The 20,387-nt window shown below is 55.2% G+C and carries 18 protein-coding genes and 3 pseudogenes; 8 read left to right on the forward strand and 13 right to left on the reverse strand.

The window, feature by feature from the left end; all coding sequences use genetic code 11:
- The first annotated feature begins 164 nt into the window (after positions 1-164).
- Together HDF16_RS23260 and HDF16_RS23265 are read left to right on the forward strand one after the other, a co-directional pair.
- On the forward strand, positions 165-725 hold the full coding sequence (locus HDF16_RS23260) for a Crp/Fnr family transcriptional regulator (protein ID WP_246409808.1): 561 nt from the start codon (positions 165-167) through the stop codon (positions 723-725).
- Positions 726-1,017: 292 nt separating this feature from the next.
- Complete coding sequence (locus tag HDF16_RS23265) at positions 1,018-1,620, forward strand: response regulator (RefSeq protein ID WP_184222150.1); 603 nt, start codon at positions 1,018-1,020, stop codon at positions 1,618-1,620.
- Positions 1,621-2,038: 418 nt separating this feature from the next.
- On the opposite strand, the gene HDF16_RS23270 is transcribed toward HDF16_RS23265, so the two are convergent.
- The 10 genes from HDF16_RS23270 to HDF16_RS23315 all read right to left on the reverse strand — a co-directional run bounded on the left by HDF16_RS23270 (position 2,039) and on the right by HDF16_RS23315 (position 9,987).
- A complete protein-coding gene (locus HDF16_RS23270) occupies positions 2,039-2,494 on the reverse strand; it encodes a lipocalin-like domain-containing protein (RefSeq protein WP_184222152.1) in 456 nt (151 codons plus the stop codon).
- A gap of 14 nt (positions 2,495-2,508) precedes the next feature.
- A complete protein-coding gene (locus HDF16_RS23275; protein WP_184222154.1) occupies positions 2,509-2,901 on the reverse strand; it encodes a nuclear transport factor 2 family protein in 393 nt (130 codons plus the stop codon).
- On the reverse strand, positions 2,898-4,007 hold the full coding sequence (locus HDF16_RS23280) for an alkene reductase (protein WP_184222156.1): 1,110 nt from the start codon (positions 4,005-4,007) through the stop codon (positions 2,898-2,900). Before HDF16_RS23280 ends, HDF16_RS23275 begins: the two co-directional genes overlap by 4 nt.
- Positions 4,008-4,042: 35 nt before the next feature.
- Positions 4,043-4,759, reverse strand: a complete 717-nt coding sequence (locus tag HDF16_RS23285) for a hypothetical protein (RefSeq protein WP_184222158.1) — start codon at positions 4,757-4,759, stop codon at positions 4,043-4,045.
- 59 nt (positions 4,760-4,818) lie between these two features.
- Positions 4,819-5,580, reverse strand: coding sequence for an SDR family oxidoreductase (locus HDF16_RS23290; RefSeq protein ID WP_184222160.1), 762 nt, complete (start codon positions 5,578-5,580; stop codon positions 4,819-4,821).
- Between the two features lie 42 nt (positions 5,581-5,622).
- Complete coding sequence (locus tag HDF16_RS23295) at positions 5,623-6,021, reverse strand: nuclear transport factor 2 family protein (protein WP_184222162.1); 399 nt, start codon at positions 6,019-6,021, stop codon at positions 5,623-5,625.
- On the reverse strand, positions 6,018-7,124 hold the full coding sequence (locus HDF16_RS23300; protein WP_221313046.1) for a Gfo/Idh/MocA family protein: 1,107 nt from the start codon (positions 7,122-7,124) through the stop codon (positions 6,018-6,020). The genes HDF16_RS23295 and HDF16_RS23300 overlap by 4 nt, the downstream gene beginning before the upstream one ends.
- 21 nt (positions 7,125-7,145) lie before the next feature.
- Positions 7,146-8,021: an NmrA family NAD(P)-binding protein gene (locus tag HDF16_RS23305; RefSeq protein WP_184222164.1), complete on the reverse strand. Its 876-nt coding sequence runs from the start codon at positions 8,019-8,021 to the stop codon at positions 7,146-7,148.
- Positions 8,022-8,111: 90 nt separating this feature from the next.
- Positions 8,112-8,807, reverse strand: a complete 696-nt coding sequence (locus HDF16_RS23310; RefSeq protein WP_184222166.1) for an alpha/beta fold hydrolase — start codon at positions 8,805-8,807, stop codon at positions 8,112-8,114.
- 55 nt (positions 8,808-8,862) lie between these two features.
- A complete protein-coding gene (locus HDF16_RS23315; protein WP_184222168.1) occupies positions 8,863-9,987 on the reverse strand; it encodes an alkene reductase in 1,125 nt (374 codons plus the stop codon).
- An 846-nt stretch (positions 9,988-10,833) separates the two neighbouring features.
- Here HDF16_RS23315 and HDF16_RS23320 point away from each other — a divergent pair.
- From HDF16_RS23320 to HDF16_RS23330, 4 genes and pseudogenes are all read left to right on the forward strand, one after another.
- Positions 10,834-11,463 carry a response regulator gene (locus tag HDF16_RS23320; protein ID WP_184222170.1) on the forward strand — a complete coding sequence of 210 codons (630 nt, stop codon included), beginning with the start codon at positions 10,834-10,836 and terminating at the stop codon, positions 11,461-11,463.
- 89 nt (positions 11,464-11,552) lie between these two features.
- Complete coding sequence (locus HDF16_RS23325) at positions 11,553-12,416, forward strand: alpha/beta hydrolase (RefSeq protein ID WP_246409811.1); 864 nt, start codon at positions 11,553-11,555, stop codon at positions 12,414-12,416.
- Between the two features lie 645 nt (positions 12,417-13,061).
- Positions 13,062-13,202, forward strand: a pseudogene (locus HDF16_RS31985) (two-component regulator propeller domain-containing protein); the annotation flags it as partial.
- A 306-nt stretch (positions 13,203-13,508) separates the two neighbouring features.
- Positions 13,509-16,016: a sensor histidine kinase gene (locus HDF16_RS23330; RefSeq protein WP_348641404.1), complete on the forward strand. Its 2,508-nt coding sequence runs from the start codon at positions 13,509-13,511 to the stop codon at positions 16,014-16,016.
- A 278-nt stretch (positions 16,017-16,294) separates the two neighbouring features.
- Here the strand turns inward: HDF16_RS23330 and HDF16_RS23335 are convergent, their stop codons facing one another.
- Together HDF16_RS23335 and HDF16_RS23340 are read right to left on the reverse strand one after the other, a co-directional pair.
- Complete coding sequence (locus tag HDF16_RS23335) at positions 16,295-17,194, reverse strand: GlxA family transcriptional regulator (protein WP_246409858.1); 900 nt, start codon at positions 17,192-17,194, stop codon at positions 16,295-16,297.
- A 9-nt stretch (positions 17,195-17,203) separates the two neighbouring features.
- A pseudogene (locus tag HDF16_RS23340) lies at positions 17,204-17,719 on the reverse strand (IS5 family transposase); the annotation flags it as partial.
- A gap of 1 nt (position 17,720) precedes the next feature.
- Here HDF16_RS23340 and HDF16_RS23345 point away from each other — a divergent pair.
- Positions 17,721-17,956, forward strand: a pseudogene (locus tag HDF16_RS23345) (transposase domain-containing protein); the annotation flags it as partial.
- Between the two features lie 823 nt (positions 17,957-18,779).
- On the opposite strand, the gene HDF16_RS23350 reads toward HDF16_RS23345, so the two are convergent.
- Positions 18,780-19,172 carry a hypothetical protein gene (locus HDF16_RS23350; RefSeq protein WP_184222174.1) on the reverse strand — a complete coding sequence of 131 codons (393 nt, stop codon included), beginning with the start codon at positions 19,170-19,172 and terminating at the stop codon, positions 18,780-18,782.
- A 681-nt stretch (positions 19,173-19,853) separates the two neighbouring features.
- Between HDF16_RS23350 and HDF16_RS31355 the strand changes: the two genes are divergently transcribed.
- Positions 19,854-19,979 (forward strand): hypothetical protein, encoded by a 126-nt coding sequence (locus HDF16_RS31355; RefSeq protein WP_281383548.1) that lies wholly within the window; start codon positions 19,854-19,856, stop codon positions 19,977-19,979.
- Positions 19,980-20,387 lie beyond the last annotated feature (408 nt).

Raw genomic sequence — 20,387 nt, forward strand, 5'->3', positions numbered from 1 at the left:
GAGAGGTTCCTGTGAACGCCGTCGCATACAAAAATTCGCTTTTGAAGAATCTTGATCGAGAAGTTATAGGTCGCCTCGGTCTTCAACCCGTCAAGTTCGAGTTGGGTCACGAAATCGAGTTTCCGGGAAAGCCGATAGGGCATCTGTTTTTCGTGGAAGAGGGCATGGCGTCCCAGACCACAACGTTCAAAGACGGATCACAGGTCGAGGTCGGCATGTTTGGATATGAATCCGTCATTGGTGTATCGGCTCTAATGGGGACGATCACAAGCCTAAACCGGGTCTACACCCAAATTCCAGGTCATGGGTATAGCTGCCGTATGGAGCTAGGCAAGAAAGAGTTCTCGCTTTGCGGGACCTTCCAAGCTCTTGTTCTCCGATACGTGCAGGCCCAACTGATACAGGCGATGCAGTCGGCGGGCTGTAATGCCAAACATCCGGTGAACGAGAGGCTCGCTCGATGGTTGTTGCTCTGCGCCGATCGGGCCCACAGCACCGATTTCCAGATGTCTCAAGACTACTTGGCTCAAATGCTTGGAAGTACGAGGCCCACCGTGTCCACCGCTGCCGGCGTTTTGAAAGCCGAAGGCCTGATCACGTACAAGCGGGGAGCCATCAAGATCGTTGACGTTGCCCGACTTCAAGCGCGGGCCTGCGAGTGCTATGAGGTGATCAAGTCGCACCTCGACAACTACGCGGCGTTCGACAGCAATATCGTTGCGTAAGCGAGATCTACAGGCTGTCCCGTCATCTCGGGGCTCCTATACCAACACGCTCTCTGCAGCTTGGAAACAAGCTAGTTTGGGGCGGTGTTCTGATCCAGGACGTTCCGTAGAGTTTCAAGGATGGCCCTATAGTTGTAGCTTGTTGACGTGCTGAAGCTGACAAAGACAGACTTCGTCGTTATATGAAAGGCAGCCAGCAGGCTGATGCACGGACTGAACAAACAGAGTCTAATGGAACGTGGCAAGATACGAAGCTTGCTCCACTATCAGACATCACACGAAATAGGCCATATTGCAGACAGATAGGTTTAGTTACCGCATCCTGCTTGTCGACGACGACCCCACCGTCCGGCTGGTAGGCAAAGATCTTTTGGTTTCGAAGGGTTATGAGGTGCTCACCGCCAGTGATGGGTTTGAAGGTTTGGCTGCCCTGAAGCAGTCTTTGCCCGACATCATAATCTCTGACCTTCGAATGCCGAACATGAGCGGCTTCGAATTCTTATCTGTCGTTCGGCGGCGATTTCCCATGATTCCAGTCGTTGTCATCTCGAGCGAATTCTCAGGACACAATGTGCCAGAGAGCGTGCTGGCAGATGCTTTCTTCCCGAAGTCACACATTCATGCGAATGAGCTATTCGAAAAGATCTGTGAACTTCTTCACGAACTTCCGACGCGGCCTAAACTTGGCAAGGCGAGCATGGCAGCGGTCTGGGTGAAAAACGATAACGGAAGCATCGTAGTCACCTGCTCGGAGTGTTTGCGCACCTTTCCGGTGTCGAACTCCGCCGCAGGAGACAACAAAGCCGAATGCGATTTCTGTTCGACCACAGTACACTTCCACATCATCGGGAACGACAACTTGGCGGTGGAAGAACTAAACCTTGCGGCGGTATGAACCGCTTTCTGCAGGTGGGCTGCAGATGCCCTAACCCTGAGATTGACGGTTCTCTGTGTTCAATTGCATTGAAGGACTTTTGACAGTCGTGTGCCCGTCGTCTTCATAAGGCAACGACCTGTATATTTCCTTTAGGGAAGCTCCGCGCACGGGGCTGATTTGATGATGTTGGCGATCAAGCAGGACTTGGCTCGACGGTTTGGTTCCGCGCTGCCATGTGGATCAGCCCGCTGCCGCCATCGCTCTCATACCGCGCCAGAAGGTGGGATGCTCGACGCTCGCTGACAGCCAGTACGAGTACCGTACCGTGGCTGCGGAGGTTTCGCCCATGAGAAGTGTCATGGTCTAGCGTCTACAAACGAACTATACATAAGGAACGTTATCGGGCCTGTCGGCATACTGCAGATGGACCGCTTTATCAATGACTCCGGCGCCAAACAAGCCTTGACTCGACGATGCTGCCGGATGCATCCTTCTGCTTTGTCACAAGGGTGAGGATGTCGCGCTCAAACGTAAAGCTTCTATGCTGGTTGCGGTTGATTAGATTGGGCAAGAGGGAGACTGTGGGCGTATGAATGACCTCCCCGCGCTCCTCGTCGACTGCATATGCCCCACAGTACGCGATGTACCCGTTTGCAAGATTCGCTCCTTCACCCGACTCAGCAGCAGCCCATGGATCGGTTCCGAGCGCCTTCCGGTCTCGCCTCATGAGCTGAGCGGAAACAAAGCCGTCGGCTGTGTAAATCAGAAAGCCTACAGGTGCTGCCCCAAAAGGGTTGAGTTCTTCTGACGGTCCAGACTGCTCAGTAAAGCTTTCCAGGGTCCAAACCCCCACGAATGGACTCCGAGCGTGAACTGCATCTCCTGTCACCATGACGTCTCCTTTGCCTAACCTAACCATGCATTGTGTGCCGCTGGTATGTCCGTGCTTTGAAAATGGAGAAGGCGTATCCTGCCTTCGTCTTCTACATAGACCGCAACCAAACGGAAGTGAGAGACAAATTCCACACCTCCACGTTCTGCAATCGTTTGGCTGTCCCCGGTGAGGAGTGCTACCGAGCCGATCAATCGAACGAGCACATTCGTTAGCTTGATGGACCTGAAAACAAGATCACCCGATTGCAGGTCGGTGAGAACTTCTTCCTTGGACAGGGCACTACCGTTTGAGCGCACGAGACTGTAATCATCGGCATACAGCTCGGCAAGCGAACTCCAGTCCTGATCAAGGAGAGCCTGATAGAAGACGAGGTGATGGGTTTGCAGTACGGTTTTTGCGGTCATATGGCCTCGCTGGGCGGATAGTCGGTGTAGCCCTTTTCCTGGCCTCCGTAGAATGTCGACCGATCGTATGGACTGAGTTTTAGATCGCTCTCTATTCGTTCCACCAAGTCCGGATTTGATATGAACATGCGACCGAACGCCACTGCATCCGCGGTCTTATCACCAACAGCTTCGCTGGCGGTGCGCGGCGTATAGGCGGCGGCAGAGATCAGGACACCCTGGAAATGAGGTCTGAAGAGCTTGGCGTTGTTCAACGCATCTTCATGCAATGCGTCACCCAGACCAATCTCCGAGCCGCGGCCCTCGATGAGGTGGAGGTATGCCAGGTTCCGGTCATTCAGTTCATCGATGATCGAGGTGAACAACCGCATCGGGTTGCTGTCGCCGATGCCACCGTATTGACCAAATGGTGACAGCCGCACCCCAAGTCGTTCCGCCCCGATGGTAGCTGAGACTTCCTCTGTAATTTCGAGAAGGAACCGCATCCGATTGATGACGGAACCCCCGTATGCGTCCGTTCTGATATTTGTTCCGTCTTCCAGAAATTGGTCGATCAGGTGGCTGTTAGAAGCCTGAAGTTCTACTCCGTCGAAGCCAGCCTCGATGGCGTTGCGACTGGCCTTCGTGAAGCTCTCAATGATCGGGCTTATCTCGTTAAGTTCGAGAGTTCGAGGTGTCTCAATCGGAACCTGCCGGCCATCGCGCGTGAATCCAGGCAGTTTCGGAGGAATGGCAGATGGAGCTACGGGTGGTCCGCCGTCCGGGGTGAACGAAGAATGAGAATTACGGCCATTATGAGCAATCTGGAGGAAGATCCGTCCGCCTCGGGAGTGAACGGCCTCGGTGACGACCTTCCAACCTTCTATCTGCTCTCGCGTGTAGATGCCTGGAGCGTTTGGATATCCCTGACCCTGTTGGCTTACTGCGGTCCCCTCGGCGATGATGAGCCCAGCGGCGGCTCGCTGCGCATAGTATTCCGCATTCAAAGCTGTGGGGACATTTCCGGCACCAGCACGCATTCTGGTAAGAGGAGCCATGATGATGCGGTTTGGAAGTGTGATGGCTCCCAACCGCAAGGGTTCAAAGAGCGAAGGATGATGGCGCATAGAGTCCTTTTTATGCTGAAAGATTGATGTGACGATTACTGCAGGGTGATTTCACCCATGTCGATCTTCACCAGAAGGGGCTCGGGCACGAGTTGGTAGTCCCCTTCGTAGGCGTAGATCCGACGCTTGGTCGGGAAGATAATGCCATTCACATCCCGGTACTCTGAGGCGTAATTCAGACCAGTCGCTCCACCAAGAATGTCGACTGTGTAGTCATGACGCCGTATCAGGCCATCCGGCCCGAAGCAGGAGATCTGCTCTCGCGTGTGGCTCTTTATCATGTCCGGAAAAGTGACCTTCAAGCGACGCCACGTCTCCCCACCCACATCTATGGACGCAATCTCCTCGGTCACAAACCCCGGTTGCGTGTAGAGAAACGGAGTATTCAGGTAAGTCCACAGTGCCTCACCCTGGAAGTATGCGACGTGGAGATCGTCCCACGGTGTCTCGCGGGCCTGGCCCTCGAACGACTTCTCGGGATCGTTCCGCTCCAAAAGCACGGTACCATCCCGCTTCTCCATTACAAGTCGCTCCGGTGTAAAGAGGAAGCGTTTGTCCTGGCCTGGAAAGTCTGTGGTCATCTGCTCTTTTCTGGTATCTACAGTCATCACCACGTTCTTCAGGTAATCACCCTGACTCTTTACAAACCAAATCGCTCCCGTCAGTGAGGCTGCAACTTTGATACCGCTAATCTCGTTCCAACGCTTTAGACCGCCGTGCGCATCCACTGCCTTCTGCAATAGATCATTCATTTTCAGCTCCTGGCTTGCCGTGGTGCTGTTTCGTACTTCGCGAGTGAGTGGAGCCGGTATTAGACGGCTGTGGGCTGGGGCGCTTCGAGCTGCTCATTGAAGGTTGAAACAAAGGCCGCCTCGTTGGGGCCGGCCTGGTCGCGCAGGAACTTTGCGTGCGGAACCATGATCTCGTCCGCATCCGTCGCGAGTGCCGCCATCGTGCCCTTCAGGAACTCGTCGAGAGGCATCGCGCGAGGCTCTTCGCTGCTGTTGAGCAGCTCCGTGCGGACCCAGGGAGGAATGACTTCCAGAACGCGAACCGGAGTGTGCCGTAACTTGAATCGGAGGGACTGCGCATAGGAGTGGAGCGCAGCCTTGGTAGACGAATAAACTGCCGTCATCGCCATGGGGGTGAAGCCAAGGACCGACGAGACGATCAGCACCGCAGCGGACTCTTGCTTCTTGAGGTGGTCGATCAAGGCACCCGTGATCCGTATTGGCCCCATCAGATTGGTTGCAATGGTGGACGTGACCAGCTCGTCGTCTACTTGGGCCGAAGCATCGTCGATCAGCATGATTCCTGCATTGTTGATAAGCACGTTCAGGGTGGGGTATTTTGCAATCAGTTGTTCGGCAGCCCGGCGTATGCTCTCTGGATCAGTCACATCTAGTTCGATCGAGTCCATTCCGGGATTGGCTTCCAGGGTTTTCTCCAGATGCCCCTTGCGACGACCGGAGATGATGACCTTGTTGCCAAGACGGTGAAGAGCTTCGGCAAGTCCGCGCCCGATGCCAGAGCCGCCTCCGGTGATAAAAATTACGTTTCCTTCAGTTTTCATGGTTCTCCTTTGTTCTCTGTGATTTCGGTTGGCTGGTGCTGCCTAAGCGAAAGAGGCACCGAACATCGGTAGCCCGCTCTTGGATTCAACTTCTGTCGCTTCGTCCTGGATGACATCCCAGTGTTCGACCAACACCCCTTCATCGAGGCGTACGATGTCGGCTACGATCCAATTCCTGGGCAGTCCGTGACCGGAAAACCGGCCATGCAAGATCACGAAGTCGCCCTCGGCCAAGGCGACATGATTCTCATATCGCAGCGTTTCCGGAAGGGCTCTGGTCAGACCGAGTAAGCCGTCACGTCCAGGGCCGATGTGCGCGCTGTGCTGGATGTAGTTAGGCGACCAGAAGCGCTCCGCAGCTTCGTAGTCCCGCTTGTTGAAAAGGGCGTCGAAGGCTTCGAGAACCGTTGCCTTATTCTTAGCGGGAGTAGCGAGGGTCATGATTGCTCCTCAATAACCACCGTTGTTTCTGAAGATGACGCTCGGTAGATCATGTCGATCATGGTGTGCATGGCCACAGCGTCCGAGAAGTCTCGGCCCATCTTGCCTCCATGCACCCGATCCCGAGCAAACGCGGCATAAAGATGAGCCAAGTCCTGGACGCTGGCATCAAGTTCCGTTGGCGGGAGGAGGCTGAGATGATTGGGTGTGGCCAACTCTCTCCAGGTCTGTCCCTCGCCCTGCGCTCCTCGAATCAGGTCGTTGTGTTTTGTAACGAACGCCTTCTCATTTGTGATCTGGAGGTCGCCGTCTGTGCCGGTGAGATCGATTTGAAGTCCTGTTGGATTGCGCTTCCCACCCTCAAGCTGGATCTGAAACATAGCGCCGTTCTGAAGCGTACCCATGACCATCACGCCGTCAGGCGTCTCATTGGGGAACGACTCTCCCGTACTGCTTGTCAGCTTAGTAAATTGTGTTCGGACAAGGGAGGTCATCGTGGCGGGCTGGCCTACCGCGTTAAACAGCATGTCCATAAAGTGACCGCCATAGATTGAGAGCACATGGGAGAAGTTCTTTGCTGGAATTGTCCAGTCGAGCGATGCCGATCGTACTGGCCCAAAACCCGCCATGCTGACGTGCATACGAACCGAACGGAGTTGACCTACGTAGCCTTCTGAAAGAAGTTCGTGGAGATGGAGGGAACTAGATCCAACGGTCCGCTGAAGCCCCACAAGATGCCGAACGCCGCGCAGCTCCGCAAGCTGCAAGAGCTCTTCCGAGTCTTTCGTGTTGGTCGTGAGCGGCCACTCGCAATAGACATCCTTCCCCGCCAGAATGGCAGCTTTAACCGCTAAAGCGTGTTCCGGGGCCGGGGAAAGCACCGCGACCAGGTCCACCTCAGCGTCATCGACGAGCTGCTGCATATCCCCGTAGGTCCGAGGAATATTGAACGTTCTTCCAATCTCCCTCGCCTTCTCCAGGGTTCTGCTTGAAACGGCGACGAGATCGTATTCCGGCAATAGTCTGAGCGCGGGAATATGCCCATACCGTGCCCAATTGCCAACTCCGACGAGACCTACCCGGATTCTGCTTTCTTCCGCCATGTCGTACCTCGTGAACGTGTCTTAGTAGCGAAAGCGGTCCGCGTATGTCCTGGCAAAATCGGCGAGACTTCGCGGCGCGCGGCCTGTCAGCTCAGGAAAGTTGTCGAAGGTGGCATCTGCGCCGATGTCCTTGCCATTGGTCAAGTCGGTATAGCTGTCAAACACACACTTCATGTATGCCGGCTCGGCGCCTTCAGCAAGCACATTCTCCAGAAAGTCGGGCGGCGGCTGCGGTTCGTAAGAGAATGGCTGCCCAAGAACCTTCGTAAAGACCTCTGCAAGTTCGTAGTAGGTCTTTGCCTCGTATCCCATGCGGTAGGTCTTACCGGCATGCTGTTCTGGCTGCACCAGGCATACCGCTGCGACGGCCGCGACGTCGTCACAATCCACCCAACTTAGTCGTGCACCGCCAACGTAGTGTTTGATCACGCCCTTTTGCACGTAGCTTTCGCCTCCATAGCCCAGCAGATTCTGCATGAATATCTCGGGGCGCAGGTGCGTGAAGGTGATGCCGGACCACTCGATGTAGCGCTCGATGAACTGGTGCCAGCCATAATGAGCGACGCGCGTGTCGTCATCGCCGCACGCACCCAGATGAACAATCTGCTGAACACCGCCCCGCTTGGCTCTATTTACCAAATCCTTGCTCTGGCGCAGCATGTCTACCGTGTAACCCGTTGCCATGAAGATGCGATCGATGTTTGCTAACGCCGGGGCAAACGTCTCAATTCTGTCGAGATCGAACTCCACAACCTCGACTCCAAGGTGTTCTGCCTTCTTTGGAGTACGGGCTGCTGCAACAACCTCGACGCTTTGATCGGCCACGAGCAGCGGCACAAGAGCTCCGCCAACCTGCCCCGTAGCTCCCAACACCAGTACTCTTGCTTTTGAATTCATAGGACCCTTTCGGAGACAAAGAACAAGGCGTAAAGCCGCCGTCCCCTCATGGAGGTGGTTTGGACGGCGGTTGAAGAGAACTAGAAACGGCTACTTGTCGATCGCCTCGGCTGCGAGAGCGATGATGTCCGCCACAGCCTCTGGCTTGGACATGAAGGGACAATGGCTGGAGGGAACGATGCGGACAGTTGCGTTCATGCGTTTAGCAAGGAACTCCTGGGCCGGTGGCGGAATCATCTGATCCTCAGTACAGACCAGGTACCAGGAGGGAAGTGTCTTCCATGCTGGAACCGCTTCCTTTCCACTAAACGCCGCAAGCGCAAGAGGCTTCTGAACTGCGGCCATGACGGCGGCCTCATCCGCAGTGACATCTCCGGCGAAGGACTTATGGAAAGTCTCACGATTGATCCAGAGAAATCCGTGGGCGTCGGGCTGAATGGAGGTAGACCCTGGGGATGGAGGGCCCTGGTTTGCCAGCGTCTCCAGGCTCTCGCCTTCATCGAGACCGAACGCCGTAATATACACAAGCGCTTTGACCTGCGGGGTTGCTGTGGCTGCGCCGGTGATGACTGCGCCTCCATAGGAATGCCCGACCAACACGGTAGGTTCCGGTTGCTCGGAAAGCAGGCGCCGAGTCACATCGATGTCATTCTCAAGGGATGTGAGCGGGATTTGAGCTGCGGTCACGGTATATCCCTTTGCCTGAAGCAAGAGAATAACCTTGCTCCAGCATGAACCGTCCGCCCATGCTCCGTGTACCAGCATGATGTTCGCTTTCTTACTCATGACAGCCTCCAGGATTCGGTATTGCGAGATCGAAACGTCGTGTAAGGAACACCGCTTATACAGCTACGGCCGGCGCATAGACGGGGTAATCGGTGTAGCCGACTTCATCGAACGTGTAGAAGGTTGAGCGATCGTAGGGCGTCAGCTCAAGATACTCGGCAATACGTTGCGGCAGGTCAGGGTTGGAAACAAAGTGACGGCCGAAGGCCACTGCGTCGAGAGTTCCGGTTAAAATCGCCTGCTCTGCGGTGTCCGGCTCAAAGCCTCCAGCGGCAATCATCTTTCCTTTGAAGAATGGGCGAAGGCGTTCTGCAGCAAGACCGCCGCTTGATTGCACATCGTCGCTCCCTGATACCCTCGGCTCGATCAGATGGAGGTAGGCAAGTCCAAACTGATTCAACTCTGTCGCAACATGAGCGAAAAGGGCATCCGGGTTGCTGTCCGACATACCATTCCACGTTCCGTAAGGACCAATCCGGACGGCTACGCGATCTGCTCCCCAAACAGAAGCCAGGGCGTGGACGATCTCAGAGAGCAGGCGCACGCGGTTCTCCAGAGACCCGCCATACTCATCAGTCCGTTTGTTGCTCCCATCCTGCAAGAACTGGTCGACGAGATAGCCGTTAGCGGCATGGAGTTCGACTCCCTCGAATCCAGCGGCCATTGCGCGTCTCGCCGCTTCACGGTAATCCGCAACGATGCCCGCTATCTCTTCCAAGGCCAAGGCCCGATGGGGAGAGGGCTGAACCCAGCCACCGGGGACGGACACAAGGTGGTTTGGGTTTTGCCAGTACGTTGGATCGACAGAAGCGGACACAGGGGTAGCACCACCCGTCATCGAGGTGTGAGACGAGCGCCCACTATGCCAGAGCTGCGCGAACATATGGCCGCCCTTGGCATGAACGGCAGATACAATCTTCTTCCATCCCTCGACCTGCTGATCGGAGTAAAGGCCCGGGGCTCCGAGCCAACCACGGCTGGTCAGCGAAATGTTCGTCGCTTCCGTGATAATGAGTCCGCCGTCTGATGCCCGTTGTTCGTAATACTCACGCATCAGATCACCCGGGACGGAATCAGGCTGAACTGAACGGGAGCGGGTAAGAGGCGCCATGATGACGCGGTGCTTCAATCGCAGAGCCCCGAGTGCCGTAGGTGTGAAAAGAGCGTTGCTAGCCTTCATCAGTCTGTCTCCTCTTTGCCTTCTAAAGTTGTTGCTTGCAAAGGTGTGCTTTCAGTAGCAAGCCTAGGTGCAAAGATCTGTGTGGCAAAGACCAAATTGGGCCGCTGAACGTGGGCCCCTTCGGGCTAGTGGTGCGCTAGCTGCGTGTGAGTAAAGGGCTATTTCTGACGCTTTGCGGCCTGCCTAATCGCGCGAGACGGTCACTTTTCGACGCCCAAACCACAGTGCGTCAAGCGAATACGCACCGGGTCCCAGCAAAAGAACGACTACGAGAAGGAGCACTCCGAGAACACAGCAGGGAAGGACCCTGAACCCAGTCACCCACGCGACGGTGATCTGCAAAACTAATGCCGCTGCACAAGCAAACGGTGTCATCAGCCCAGCAACTAGGAAACCTGCCACCGGCCAAAGAACCAGAATGACCCAACTCGGGACCTTTCCTCCAACGCAGAGAGCGTAACCTACTACCATCGCTGTTGCGCAAAGACGCAAGAGAATCAATCCGGCACCCGGCGGTCCCGCCGGAAACATCGTGAACAGTCTCTGCACCTTTAGAGTTCATCAGGTTTTGCTTGGGGCTTGAAGACCCTAAATGAAGGGACGACTATAGCCATTTTGAGCCCCTATCGACAGCACGAGATAGAGAGTACTGTTCTTGCATCTCCGTCTCTAAGGATCGACTTGCGTTCATCCTCCGTAGCCCTACTATCGCGTTTTGTCGACATCAGCGCGGTCGCGCTTATTGCCTCGACCTTCGTTGTTTTGGGCCGACCTTTTCATGCAACAAGCCTCCGATCTGGATGCATCGCGTGAGCGGCAGAGTAATTTCTATGAGGGCACAGCCGAATGTCTAACCCACAGCCAATCCGGGTTCTCGTTGTTGACGATCATCCGATGATGAGAGCAGGGCTGCGCGGCGAGATTGATGCTCAAACAGATATGCAGGTTGTTGCCGAGGCATCAGACGGCAGGGAAGCGATTGAGCTGTTCCATACACACCATCCGGATGTCACGCTTATGGATGTGCGTATGCCGGGGCTGGGCGGGATCGAAGCTATTGAGATCTTGCGAAGGGACTTCCCGAATGCGCGGTTTGTAATTCTTACGACGGCAGCCGGAGATGTTGTTGCGCTTCGAGCGTTCAAGGCGGGTGCCGTGGGCTACTTGCTCAAGAACCTGTTGCGCACCGAACTGATTGATACGATCCGCGTAGTTCACTCAGGACGTCGAAGAATCCCGCCAGACATTGCTCGGGAGATGGCAGAACACGCTGCGGATGACTCCTTGTCCTCGAGAGAAATCGATGTGCTCCGTTCTATCTCTCAAGGCCAGGCTAACAAGATCATCGCGTCGGAGCTTGGCATCTCTGAGAACACAGTCAAAAACCACGTGAAGAGCATTCTTTCGAAGTTGGAAGCCAATGATCGTACCGATGCGGCAATCATTGCAATTCGCCGTGGTTACATTGAGATTTAAGACTTGGTGGCTCTATTGAGCCATCTGCTTCTGGTCGGATTGAGACTGTCGCAATAGAGGGACCAGCCTTACCTTCAGCACAGGATGGGATGCAGCACAGAGAACAGGCCGTGATGCAGGTCCTCCACAGTGAAAGGGACAACCTCATGAACCTACGACGTAACCTCTTGGCGACATTCCTATGCGTTCCACTCGTTTCTCTTAGTGTCTCCGTCGCCGGCCTGTCGCAGGTGCCATCCAAAGGGCCAATCAAGAACGTGGTTCTAGTGCATGGAGCATGGGCGGATGGCTCAAGCTGGCTGAAGCTCCTCCCTCTTCTTGAAGCGAAGGGTTTGCACGTCGTGTGTGTGCAGATTCCACTCACCTCCTTTGCAGAGGATGTCGCAGCCACAAAGCGGATCATTGATGCGCAGGAGGGTCCTGTGCTCCTTGTCGGTCACTCCTACGGGGGAGCGGTCATCACAGAAGCTGGCAATGAACCCAAAGTGGCTGGACTTGTCTACGTCGCCGCCTTCGCTCCAGATCAGGGAGAATCAGCCGGTAGCCTCGGGAAGCCGTACGGAGCAACGCCGGGCGTAGGCGAGCTTCGCCCGTTGTCGGATGGGTTTCTGGTGCTCACGGAAAAAGGCATCCTGGAAGACTTCGCGCCCGATGTTGCTCTTGCAGACCGAACGTTGATGATTGCGACCCAGGTCCCAACGCAAGGTGCTGCCTTGGGAGCACCCATCACAACTGCTGCTTGGCGCACGAAGCCCTCTTGGTTTGTCGTGGCTGCAAACGATCGAATGATCGCACCAGAACAGGAACGAGTAACGGCTAAGAGGATGAATGCTAAGACTCTGACCCTCTCAACAAGTCACGTTCCAATGATCTCGAAGCCAAAGGAAGTTGCCGACTTCATCATCGGCGCGGCTTCAGCGGAGTCCAGCCCGAATCCTCCAGGTAATCTGTAGGAAGTCCTGCTCCAAACAGAAGGGGAAGCGCCCTGTGTCTGAGACAGAGGCGCACCTTTCGAATCACCTCAAAGCTAATTCACTGGACCCAGGAGCATGGCAATGCTGATTGGTACAGATCCGATAGAGCCCGAGATCGTTTATCTACAGTCGAGGATTTGCACGTTGGAGCAATGCGTCTGTGAGTTGTTGGTGAAGAACGAACTCCTGCGATCAGCGCTGTCACGCGACGCTTTTCTGAGCTGGGTTAATAGGTCGGATGATGAAAGAGGAAGTCGCTGTTTTGCTCGATAGGGCATTCTTGACGCTCAGCTTTTCCACCCCCGTCTCCTCTAAGATTTACCTGAACGCATCGTGCGGTGTGCACCAGAACGATTCTGTATAGTCGGTGGAGAAAGGCCAAACGCCGGGCTGGACCAACCCTAAGGGGTATCCTCACTCACCGTCAGATCGCTTCGTCTCTCTCTTGTAATGGTTTAACCAGTCCTGAGTGTTCAGCAAAGGGTTCGAGGACGATGGATGACGATAAGAAACTGCTCGCCTGCTAAATAGTGTATGAAGCCCTTTTCGCATCTCCGGCAAGCAGCAGGCCGAAGCATAGGATCCTTTCTTTGCTTTACCGTCGCGCTGCTTTGCGGGCAGATGATGCAGGCGGAGAATCCAGATTCAAGTGAGCATCCCCTCCGTAGCAAGTACATTCGCTCTGAACTAACGGTTGAGCAAGGTTTACCCGACAACGTCGTGAATGCGATCGCGCAGACCGAAAACGGGTTGCTCTGGATCGGGACGGGTACCGGCCTTGCAAGCTTTGATGGTGTTGCGTTTCATCAGCTTCGGCTTAAGGTCGAGGGTTCTGCATCCACTGGTGCTGTTAATGCTCTTCTCCGGGCTTCTAACGGAGATCTATGGGTTGGCACTGACGCCGGTGCGACAGTGCTTCCTCAGGCCGCTCAAGACCACATCGATCCAGGCACGTTGAAGTTGCTTCGTACGGCAGCAGGGGTCTCAGAGGAAGCCCAAGTCATCTTTGAAACTCGAAACAGAGATATTTTGGTTGGGGGCAAGCACGGACTCTATCTCTACTCCGGGAAGGTGCTGGTTCCAGTTCTGGAGAATGTATACGTCAACAGGATCAGCCAAGCGGCTGACGGACACCTTTACATCGTCACAAGTGATGGATTAATTGAAGTCGCAGGAAAGAATAGGATTCCGGCCACCGTGACGGCCAAGCAACTTGGGGTACCACCAGACCAGGTCTTTGAGGTTCACCAAGGGGGCGACGGTACCGTTTGGTACGGTACCCATGCTGGCATTAGGCGCCAGTCTCATGGTCTTGTTTCGTCACTGACGCCGAGCCACGTGGGAAATACGGCGACGAACCACATCTATGAGGATACTCAAGGCCACATATGGGCCGGCACCGGTATCGGATTGTACCTGGTTAGCGGAGCTCGATTAGAAAATTTAGATACCCTAGACCTTCCCCGGTCGATCTATGTCACCGAATCTGGCGATGTCTGGTTGGGAACGAATGGAAACGGACTTTGGCACTACAAACCACGGGCGATCCGCGTTTATACCAAGAGGGATGGGTTGCCGAACGATCAGCCGATGGCCCTTCTTGCGCGTCCGAATGGACAGCTATTCGTCGGGAGCAACTGCGGCTTCTCCATCTTCGACGGAAAGCGTTTTCGCAAGTACTTCGAGAAGGATGGTCTGACGAATACCTGTATCTGGTCTCTTGCACAAGACTCTAAAGAGAATGTGTGGATTGGGACGTATGGAGGTGGGCTGTTCAAGTTCACGAACGGGCACTTCACACAGTTCTCCAAGGCCGACGGACTCCCAGATACGGTGGTCACCAAGATTGTCGTTGCGCACGATGATTCCTTATGGATCGCGACTCTTAACGGCGTTAGCCACATGCAAGGCAAGCAATTTCACAACTACGGACGTGCGGAAGGACTATCCAGCGATCACGTGCTGGACGTCCACGAGGATGGGGCACATACAATTTGGGTCGCTTCGCAACAAGGTATCGATCATTTGGTTGGCGAACGTTTTGAGCGTCTTGAAGCAGCCTTAGCTGCAAGCGATGGACTTCCCTCTCGATTTGTCGAGGACGGAAGTGGCAACCTTTATGTTGCAGGCGCTCCATATGGATTGAGCAAGCTGGAAAATGGCCACCTCCTAAAGATCTTCGACAATCTGAATGTCAACGGGATGATTGAACTGCCTGGCCACCAGCTCTGGTGTACTAGCCGGCACGGCATCTACAAGTTCCCTGTTGAATCGATAACGAAACGATTGACTATCCCGGACTCTCCACTCGATTACCGCTGGGTAAATACCAGTGATGGCCTTCTTTCAAGCCAAACCAGCGTGGGATCTCCGAACATCGTGCAGACTACGGACGGTAAGGTCTGGGTAGCCACCGTGAAAGGTCTGGCCGAGCTTGATGTGAACAAATGGCCTAAGGCAACACAGAATCCCATCGTCTTTATTCCAGGAATCACTATCGAAGGCATTGAAGTTCCTGTGGGTCAAAGCCTCACGCTGTCGCCTGGAGCACACCGCACTGAGATCACAATGGCGGCTGTGGACCTTGATGCACCGGATACTATTCGCATGCAGTACCGTCTTGAGGGCGTCGACTCAGGATGGCAAAATACAACCGCTTCTCGTGCCGCCGTCTACACGACGATTCCACCAGGCACCCATCGATTCTTAGTGCGTTCGACGAACAGTGATGGCATCTGGGGAAAATCCGACTTTGCTTATGACGTGAAGCAACAAGCATTCCTCTATGAACGTTTGTGGTTTCGTCTGCTCCTGGCAGGCCTGGCACTTCTTGCAATCAGTGTCCTGTATCTGGTTCGCGTAAACGTCCTTGTAAACCAGGCACGACTGGTTCTCGGGGAACGAATGCAGGAACGTGAGAGAATCGCGCGAGATCTTCACGACACGTTCTTCCAAGGGATACAAGGCCTTTTGCTTCGCTTCAACACTGGCACCACACAGCTCAGGCAAGACGAACCCGCGCGGGCCATTTTCGAGGAAGCTTTGCAGCAGTCGGATGGCGTGATGCTAGAGGGACGAGAACTCGTGCTGGATCTGCGAAGTCCTACGCGAGATACGACTGATCTCTCGGAGGCGCTCGCCGAAGTGGCGCTTTCGCTGCGCGGGCTCCGCCATGTCACCTTCCGTTCCATATGCAATGGTTCGATACAGGCTCTCCACCCGATTATCTTTGAAGAGGCGTACCGCATAGGTAAGGAAGCGCTCACCAATGGATTCCGGCATGCCGAAGCCAGCGAGATGGAGACCGAGATCAACTTCGATAGGAATGAGTTCCGACTTCGAATACGTGATGACGGGATCGGCTTGGATAGAACGATTCTAGGCGATGGTTTCCGCGAAGGGCACTGGGGTTTGCCTGGAATGAGGGAGCGGGCCGCAAAGATCGGCGGCAGGCTCGACATCTGGAGTAGAACAGGACTCGGAACCGAAATAGAGTTGCGGATCCCGGCTTCAGTCGCATACCGCTCAAGAAGGCAGCCGGTACGAAGTCGTGTAGCGGCTTTCCTTCGACTCGGCTAGCCCCAACTCCTGCTTACTCATCTGTAGCCAACCCATCTGCCGCCTCCAACCCTTACTCAGGATGGGGCAGCGACACTTTGGCTTGCAGAGCTACGACATTATTGCTTTGCGCTTACACGTTTACTGTACATAATGGCCGTTATCGAACCAAGGCGATGACGGTCCGACGTCCCACGAAGAGCATTAGGTACTCGATCATTCGATGTCCGTGATCTGACTTACGGCTTCCTTTGTGAATCGCGGTTGCCGATTGAAACGGGTTGAATACTCAGCTGCACTTACCCCAAGAACCCGCAAGAAAGTACGGCGGACGGGAAGCCAGACGTGTCGGCAACCTCCTTTAGCCCCATGGAAGAGCTGTCGATTAGCTGTTGCGCGGCTTCAACGCGCATGCGGTCCACGAACTGACCGGGATTCATTTTCGTCTCCCGAAGACACACGCGCGTGAACTGTCGTGCGCTCATACCCAATCGATCGGCAAGCTTTTCGACTGTCAGATCTTCACGCAAGTTTTCGAGCATCCAGACCTGCAGTTCGCGGAGCGGCTTGGAAGTAACGGCCTGCCGCAAAAGCATATGACTGTGCTGCGCCTGCGCGCCGGGACGGACGAGAAACATCACCAGAAATCTGGCGACATTCAGAGCGATTTGATGTCCATGGTCTTCCTCAACCAGGGCCAGACAAAGTTCGATTCCGGCCGTGATTCCTGCGGAGGTATAAACGGCGCCGTCCTTGAGATAGATCGGCTCCGGCCGGACGGTCACTCTTGGAAACTCCTTTGCGAGTCGGTCGCAAAATAACCAATGGGTCACGGCTGCCTTGTCATCGAGGAGGCCAGCGGCTCCAAGCAGGAATGCGCCGATACAAATAGAAGCCACACGACGGGACCGTGCAGCAGCTTCAGCAATCCACGATATGAAAACCTCATCGTACACATTGGTTTCGGCTCCCGGTCCACCAGTGATGATGAGCGTATCGATGGGACCCGTGATCTCTTCTATCGGTGTCGCCCCTGTAAGGGACACTCCGCGGTTTGTCTGCAAGCATCTGTCCGGTCCCGGATTGCCGAGCTGCACTTCGTATCCGGGTGCGCTAGAAGAGACCTCAAGAGGGCCGGTTACATCGAGAATTTGCACGGGGGGAGGACCGATGTCAAGGGCGGAGTAAAACCAGGCCATTGGGGCGGCGATCAGGCCATTGCGGTTCTCCACCAGCGCATGGCCAAGATAGGCCAGATGCGACTCTTTGCCATAGCTCTTTTTGTAGAGCCTGGCATTTGGATCGGTCGTCGACTCATGCGTCTCATTGGAGCGCTTCTGTCCGTGGAAGTTCGCGCCATCGTCATTCGAGCCGTCCTTCTTACAGAAGCTCTTCTGCGACGCCCGCGCCTGGATCAGCGTGCCGTCGACCTTGAAGTGCTCATCGCTCATGAACCGCTTGGCTTGTTTGTTGACCTCGGCGAAGAACTGCTGCGCCACCTCGCTGGTGAGCAACCGGTCACGGGTCTTCGAGAACACAGCGTGGTTCCACACCGCGTCGTCCATGCCGAGGCCGACGAACCAGCGGAACAACAGGTTATAGTCCAGTTGCTCGACGAGTTGGCGCTCCGAGCGCACTGAGTAAAACGCCTGCAGCAACAGCGCCCGCAGCACATACTCAGGAGCGATCGACGGACGCCCCGCCGCCGAGTACAGCTCATCGAACGCGGAACGCGCGTTGCGCGTCGTCGCGGTCGGAAGGAAAACTATTTGTTCGCAGGCTCGAACCCCGGAGGAGAACGCGCCGCCGCGATCTATTCGCTGCTTGGAACTGACAAGCTCAACGGGATCAATCCGGAGCAGTACCTCAGATACGTCCTCACCAACATCGCTGACTATCAGGTCAACCGCATCGCAGAACTCCTGCCCTGGAACATCCCCTCTCCCACAGCTCAGACATAACGACCGACACCTAATAAGTGTCCGCCTAAAATAAGCGGACACTTAGCCCACGCAACTCAGACAAGAGTCGATTCGACCAGATGGGAAGATCGAACGCTTACACAGTACCTCAAGTTGCTGCTTGTGATGAGGGGGAGGAAACGCCCTGTCGATGGCCGTGAGGTCGTCGTCGTTCAGCTTGAGTGTGCCGGCGCATGTGCGTTCCCCTCAACATGAGGATGGTAGCCGCCTATCTTCCAAGCCTTCCATCGCAGCTTCGGTCTGAGAGACCAGGCTTCCATCGATGGCGTGTGGACCTCACCCACGCGAAATTGGGGCATAACTTGGTCAACTGTTACGGGAACCAAATGGAGGATCGAAATGCCGCGTCACCCAAAGCTGAAGCCGAGACCGCCGCATTCGTTTGTTCTGGAGGCCCTCGCGACTTTAGAGCCAGAAGTGCGCCGGATGTTTTCCGATGGGCTGTATATGTCCATACCCGCCTCTTCATGCTGCTGGATCATGCCAAGTATCCCAAAGATAACGGTGTGTGGCTCGTCCTTTCCGAAGCCACTGATCCCATGGACGCAGAGCTTCGTCAGGCCTTACCGTCGCTTCGCCCGATTCAGGGCCTGGGAAGCAAGATTGGTCACTGGCTCGTCCTGCCGGCTGATTGTGCCGAATTTGAACAGTGGGCTCTTCATGCATGCGATCTCATTCTGAGCCACGACCCACGCCTGGGTCGCATTCCGCAATCGAGGCGGTAGTTCGCCACTCCGGTTCAAGATAATCGCGTCCGCATGAGGCGGGAACGAGCGACCCACCCTGAACCGGAGCTGTCGTTCTACATTTCTTTTGTCGTCGCGACATCCTTCACAGTAGGCGCACGCTTAGCGGCAACCTTCTTTGCAGGCATCACGGTCTTCTTGCTCTGTATTGTAAAGTTCTTCTTTGCTGCGGGCTTGGCGACGTTGTTGCTGTTCTTTAGCACGGCCCAACGAGCCTTTTGTGCTGCCGCAATCCGCGCCTTACCTTCGCCACTGATGATGGCTCTGACTTTCTTTGCCGGGGTTGAAGCTGTAGCTTCAGACTTCTTGTTGATTGATCCTTTGGGCCGGCCACGCCGCTTACCGCTTGGCTTTCTTGTTGCGGCAACGGCAGGAGTATCTGGAGTGGCGCTAGAGAGTAGGGTCCGGGCCTGTTGCAGGCGCGTGATCTGTTTGTCGATGGCTTCCAATATCTCGTGTGTACTCATGTCACCTCAACATAAGGATAAACGCAGAGAGTGTCCGCACGTGCATCGCAAATCAGCGGTCGAATCGCGCATAGGCGATTTGCACCAACCGAGCAACTTTCAGACGTCGACAGATTGGCAAACTGCCCATTCTTGAGGAACCCGCCGGATGTCGTTAAGAACAAAAGGATATGCAGGTTTCGTAATACCCTGAGCCTTACGAGGCTTATCCTAAAGTAGAAATGAAAGCTTTTCGCCATCTCGGAGTCGCACTGCTTTCGCTGCTCTCTTGTGCAGCTCCCTTGATGGCGTGCGTCACTCCCGAATCCGAAATGACGGCTGCGGAGCGTGCCTGTTGCCGCATGATGCACAATCAATGCGCTCAGATGGGAATGCCTGCCTCCCAGAATGGCTGCGCTAAAGCTCCGCCCGCAGTTTTCGAAAATGCCTTGAAGTCGAATCCGGTACGCTTCCACCCGGTGGCCGTGCTGGTGTTGCGGACAGCGTCCTTCAATGTCTCGGTTAACGATAACGTTGGCCAGGCATGGATACACAGTCCTGAACACTTGCCCCGAAGTCACCGCCTGTAGGAATCACAGATTCTCAGAATCTAGGTAGGTCCTACCTCATGAGGATCGAGCCGCGTGCTTGCGTCTGCATTGCCGTTGAGACAGGAGTCCTATCATGAAGTTCGCCGTATATTGGCCGTTCTGGGCACTTTGCTCGCGCGCCCTGGTGCTGGCAAACGGCCCCTTTGCCTACGGGCAGCAGATGATCGTGGCAGCAAGCCCTCTTCGGCTCTCTACATAGCCTTCAATCGCTCGATTGCCTGCGAAGCCCGAGGGCGCTTCCCGGCGCATGTGAAATGTGCAACAACGCACTCGATCGCGTTCCGCGGCGTTCGCAGGAGCTTGTGAACGCAATGGACCACGTTCAAACACGCCATCGGTGCTTACTATCGCAGACCTTTCGTTTTGGTCCTGAGATCGCGGCGGCGGCGACTATCGTACTTCTTCGCAAGCTAGGTTCGCGAGAACCGCTCCGTGCTTCTATATCCGTGATCTCGCACATGGGTCACGTCAGGCCGGACGTCATACTTGCTCGCAGCAATGCAGCTGTGATGTCCAACGTCCTCAGGTGCCTAGCTCGAAACCTGCGATGTGCCGTGGTTGGAGGAACAAAAGACTTGGAACGTGTCCTTACAGATGTGCAGCGAGT

Source organism: Granulicella aggregans, assembly GCF_014203275.1.
GTDB lineage: Bacteria > Acidobacteriota > Terriglobia > Terriglobales > Acidobacteriaceae > Edaphobacter.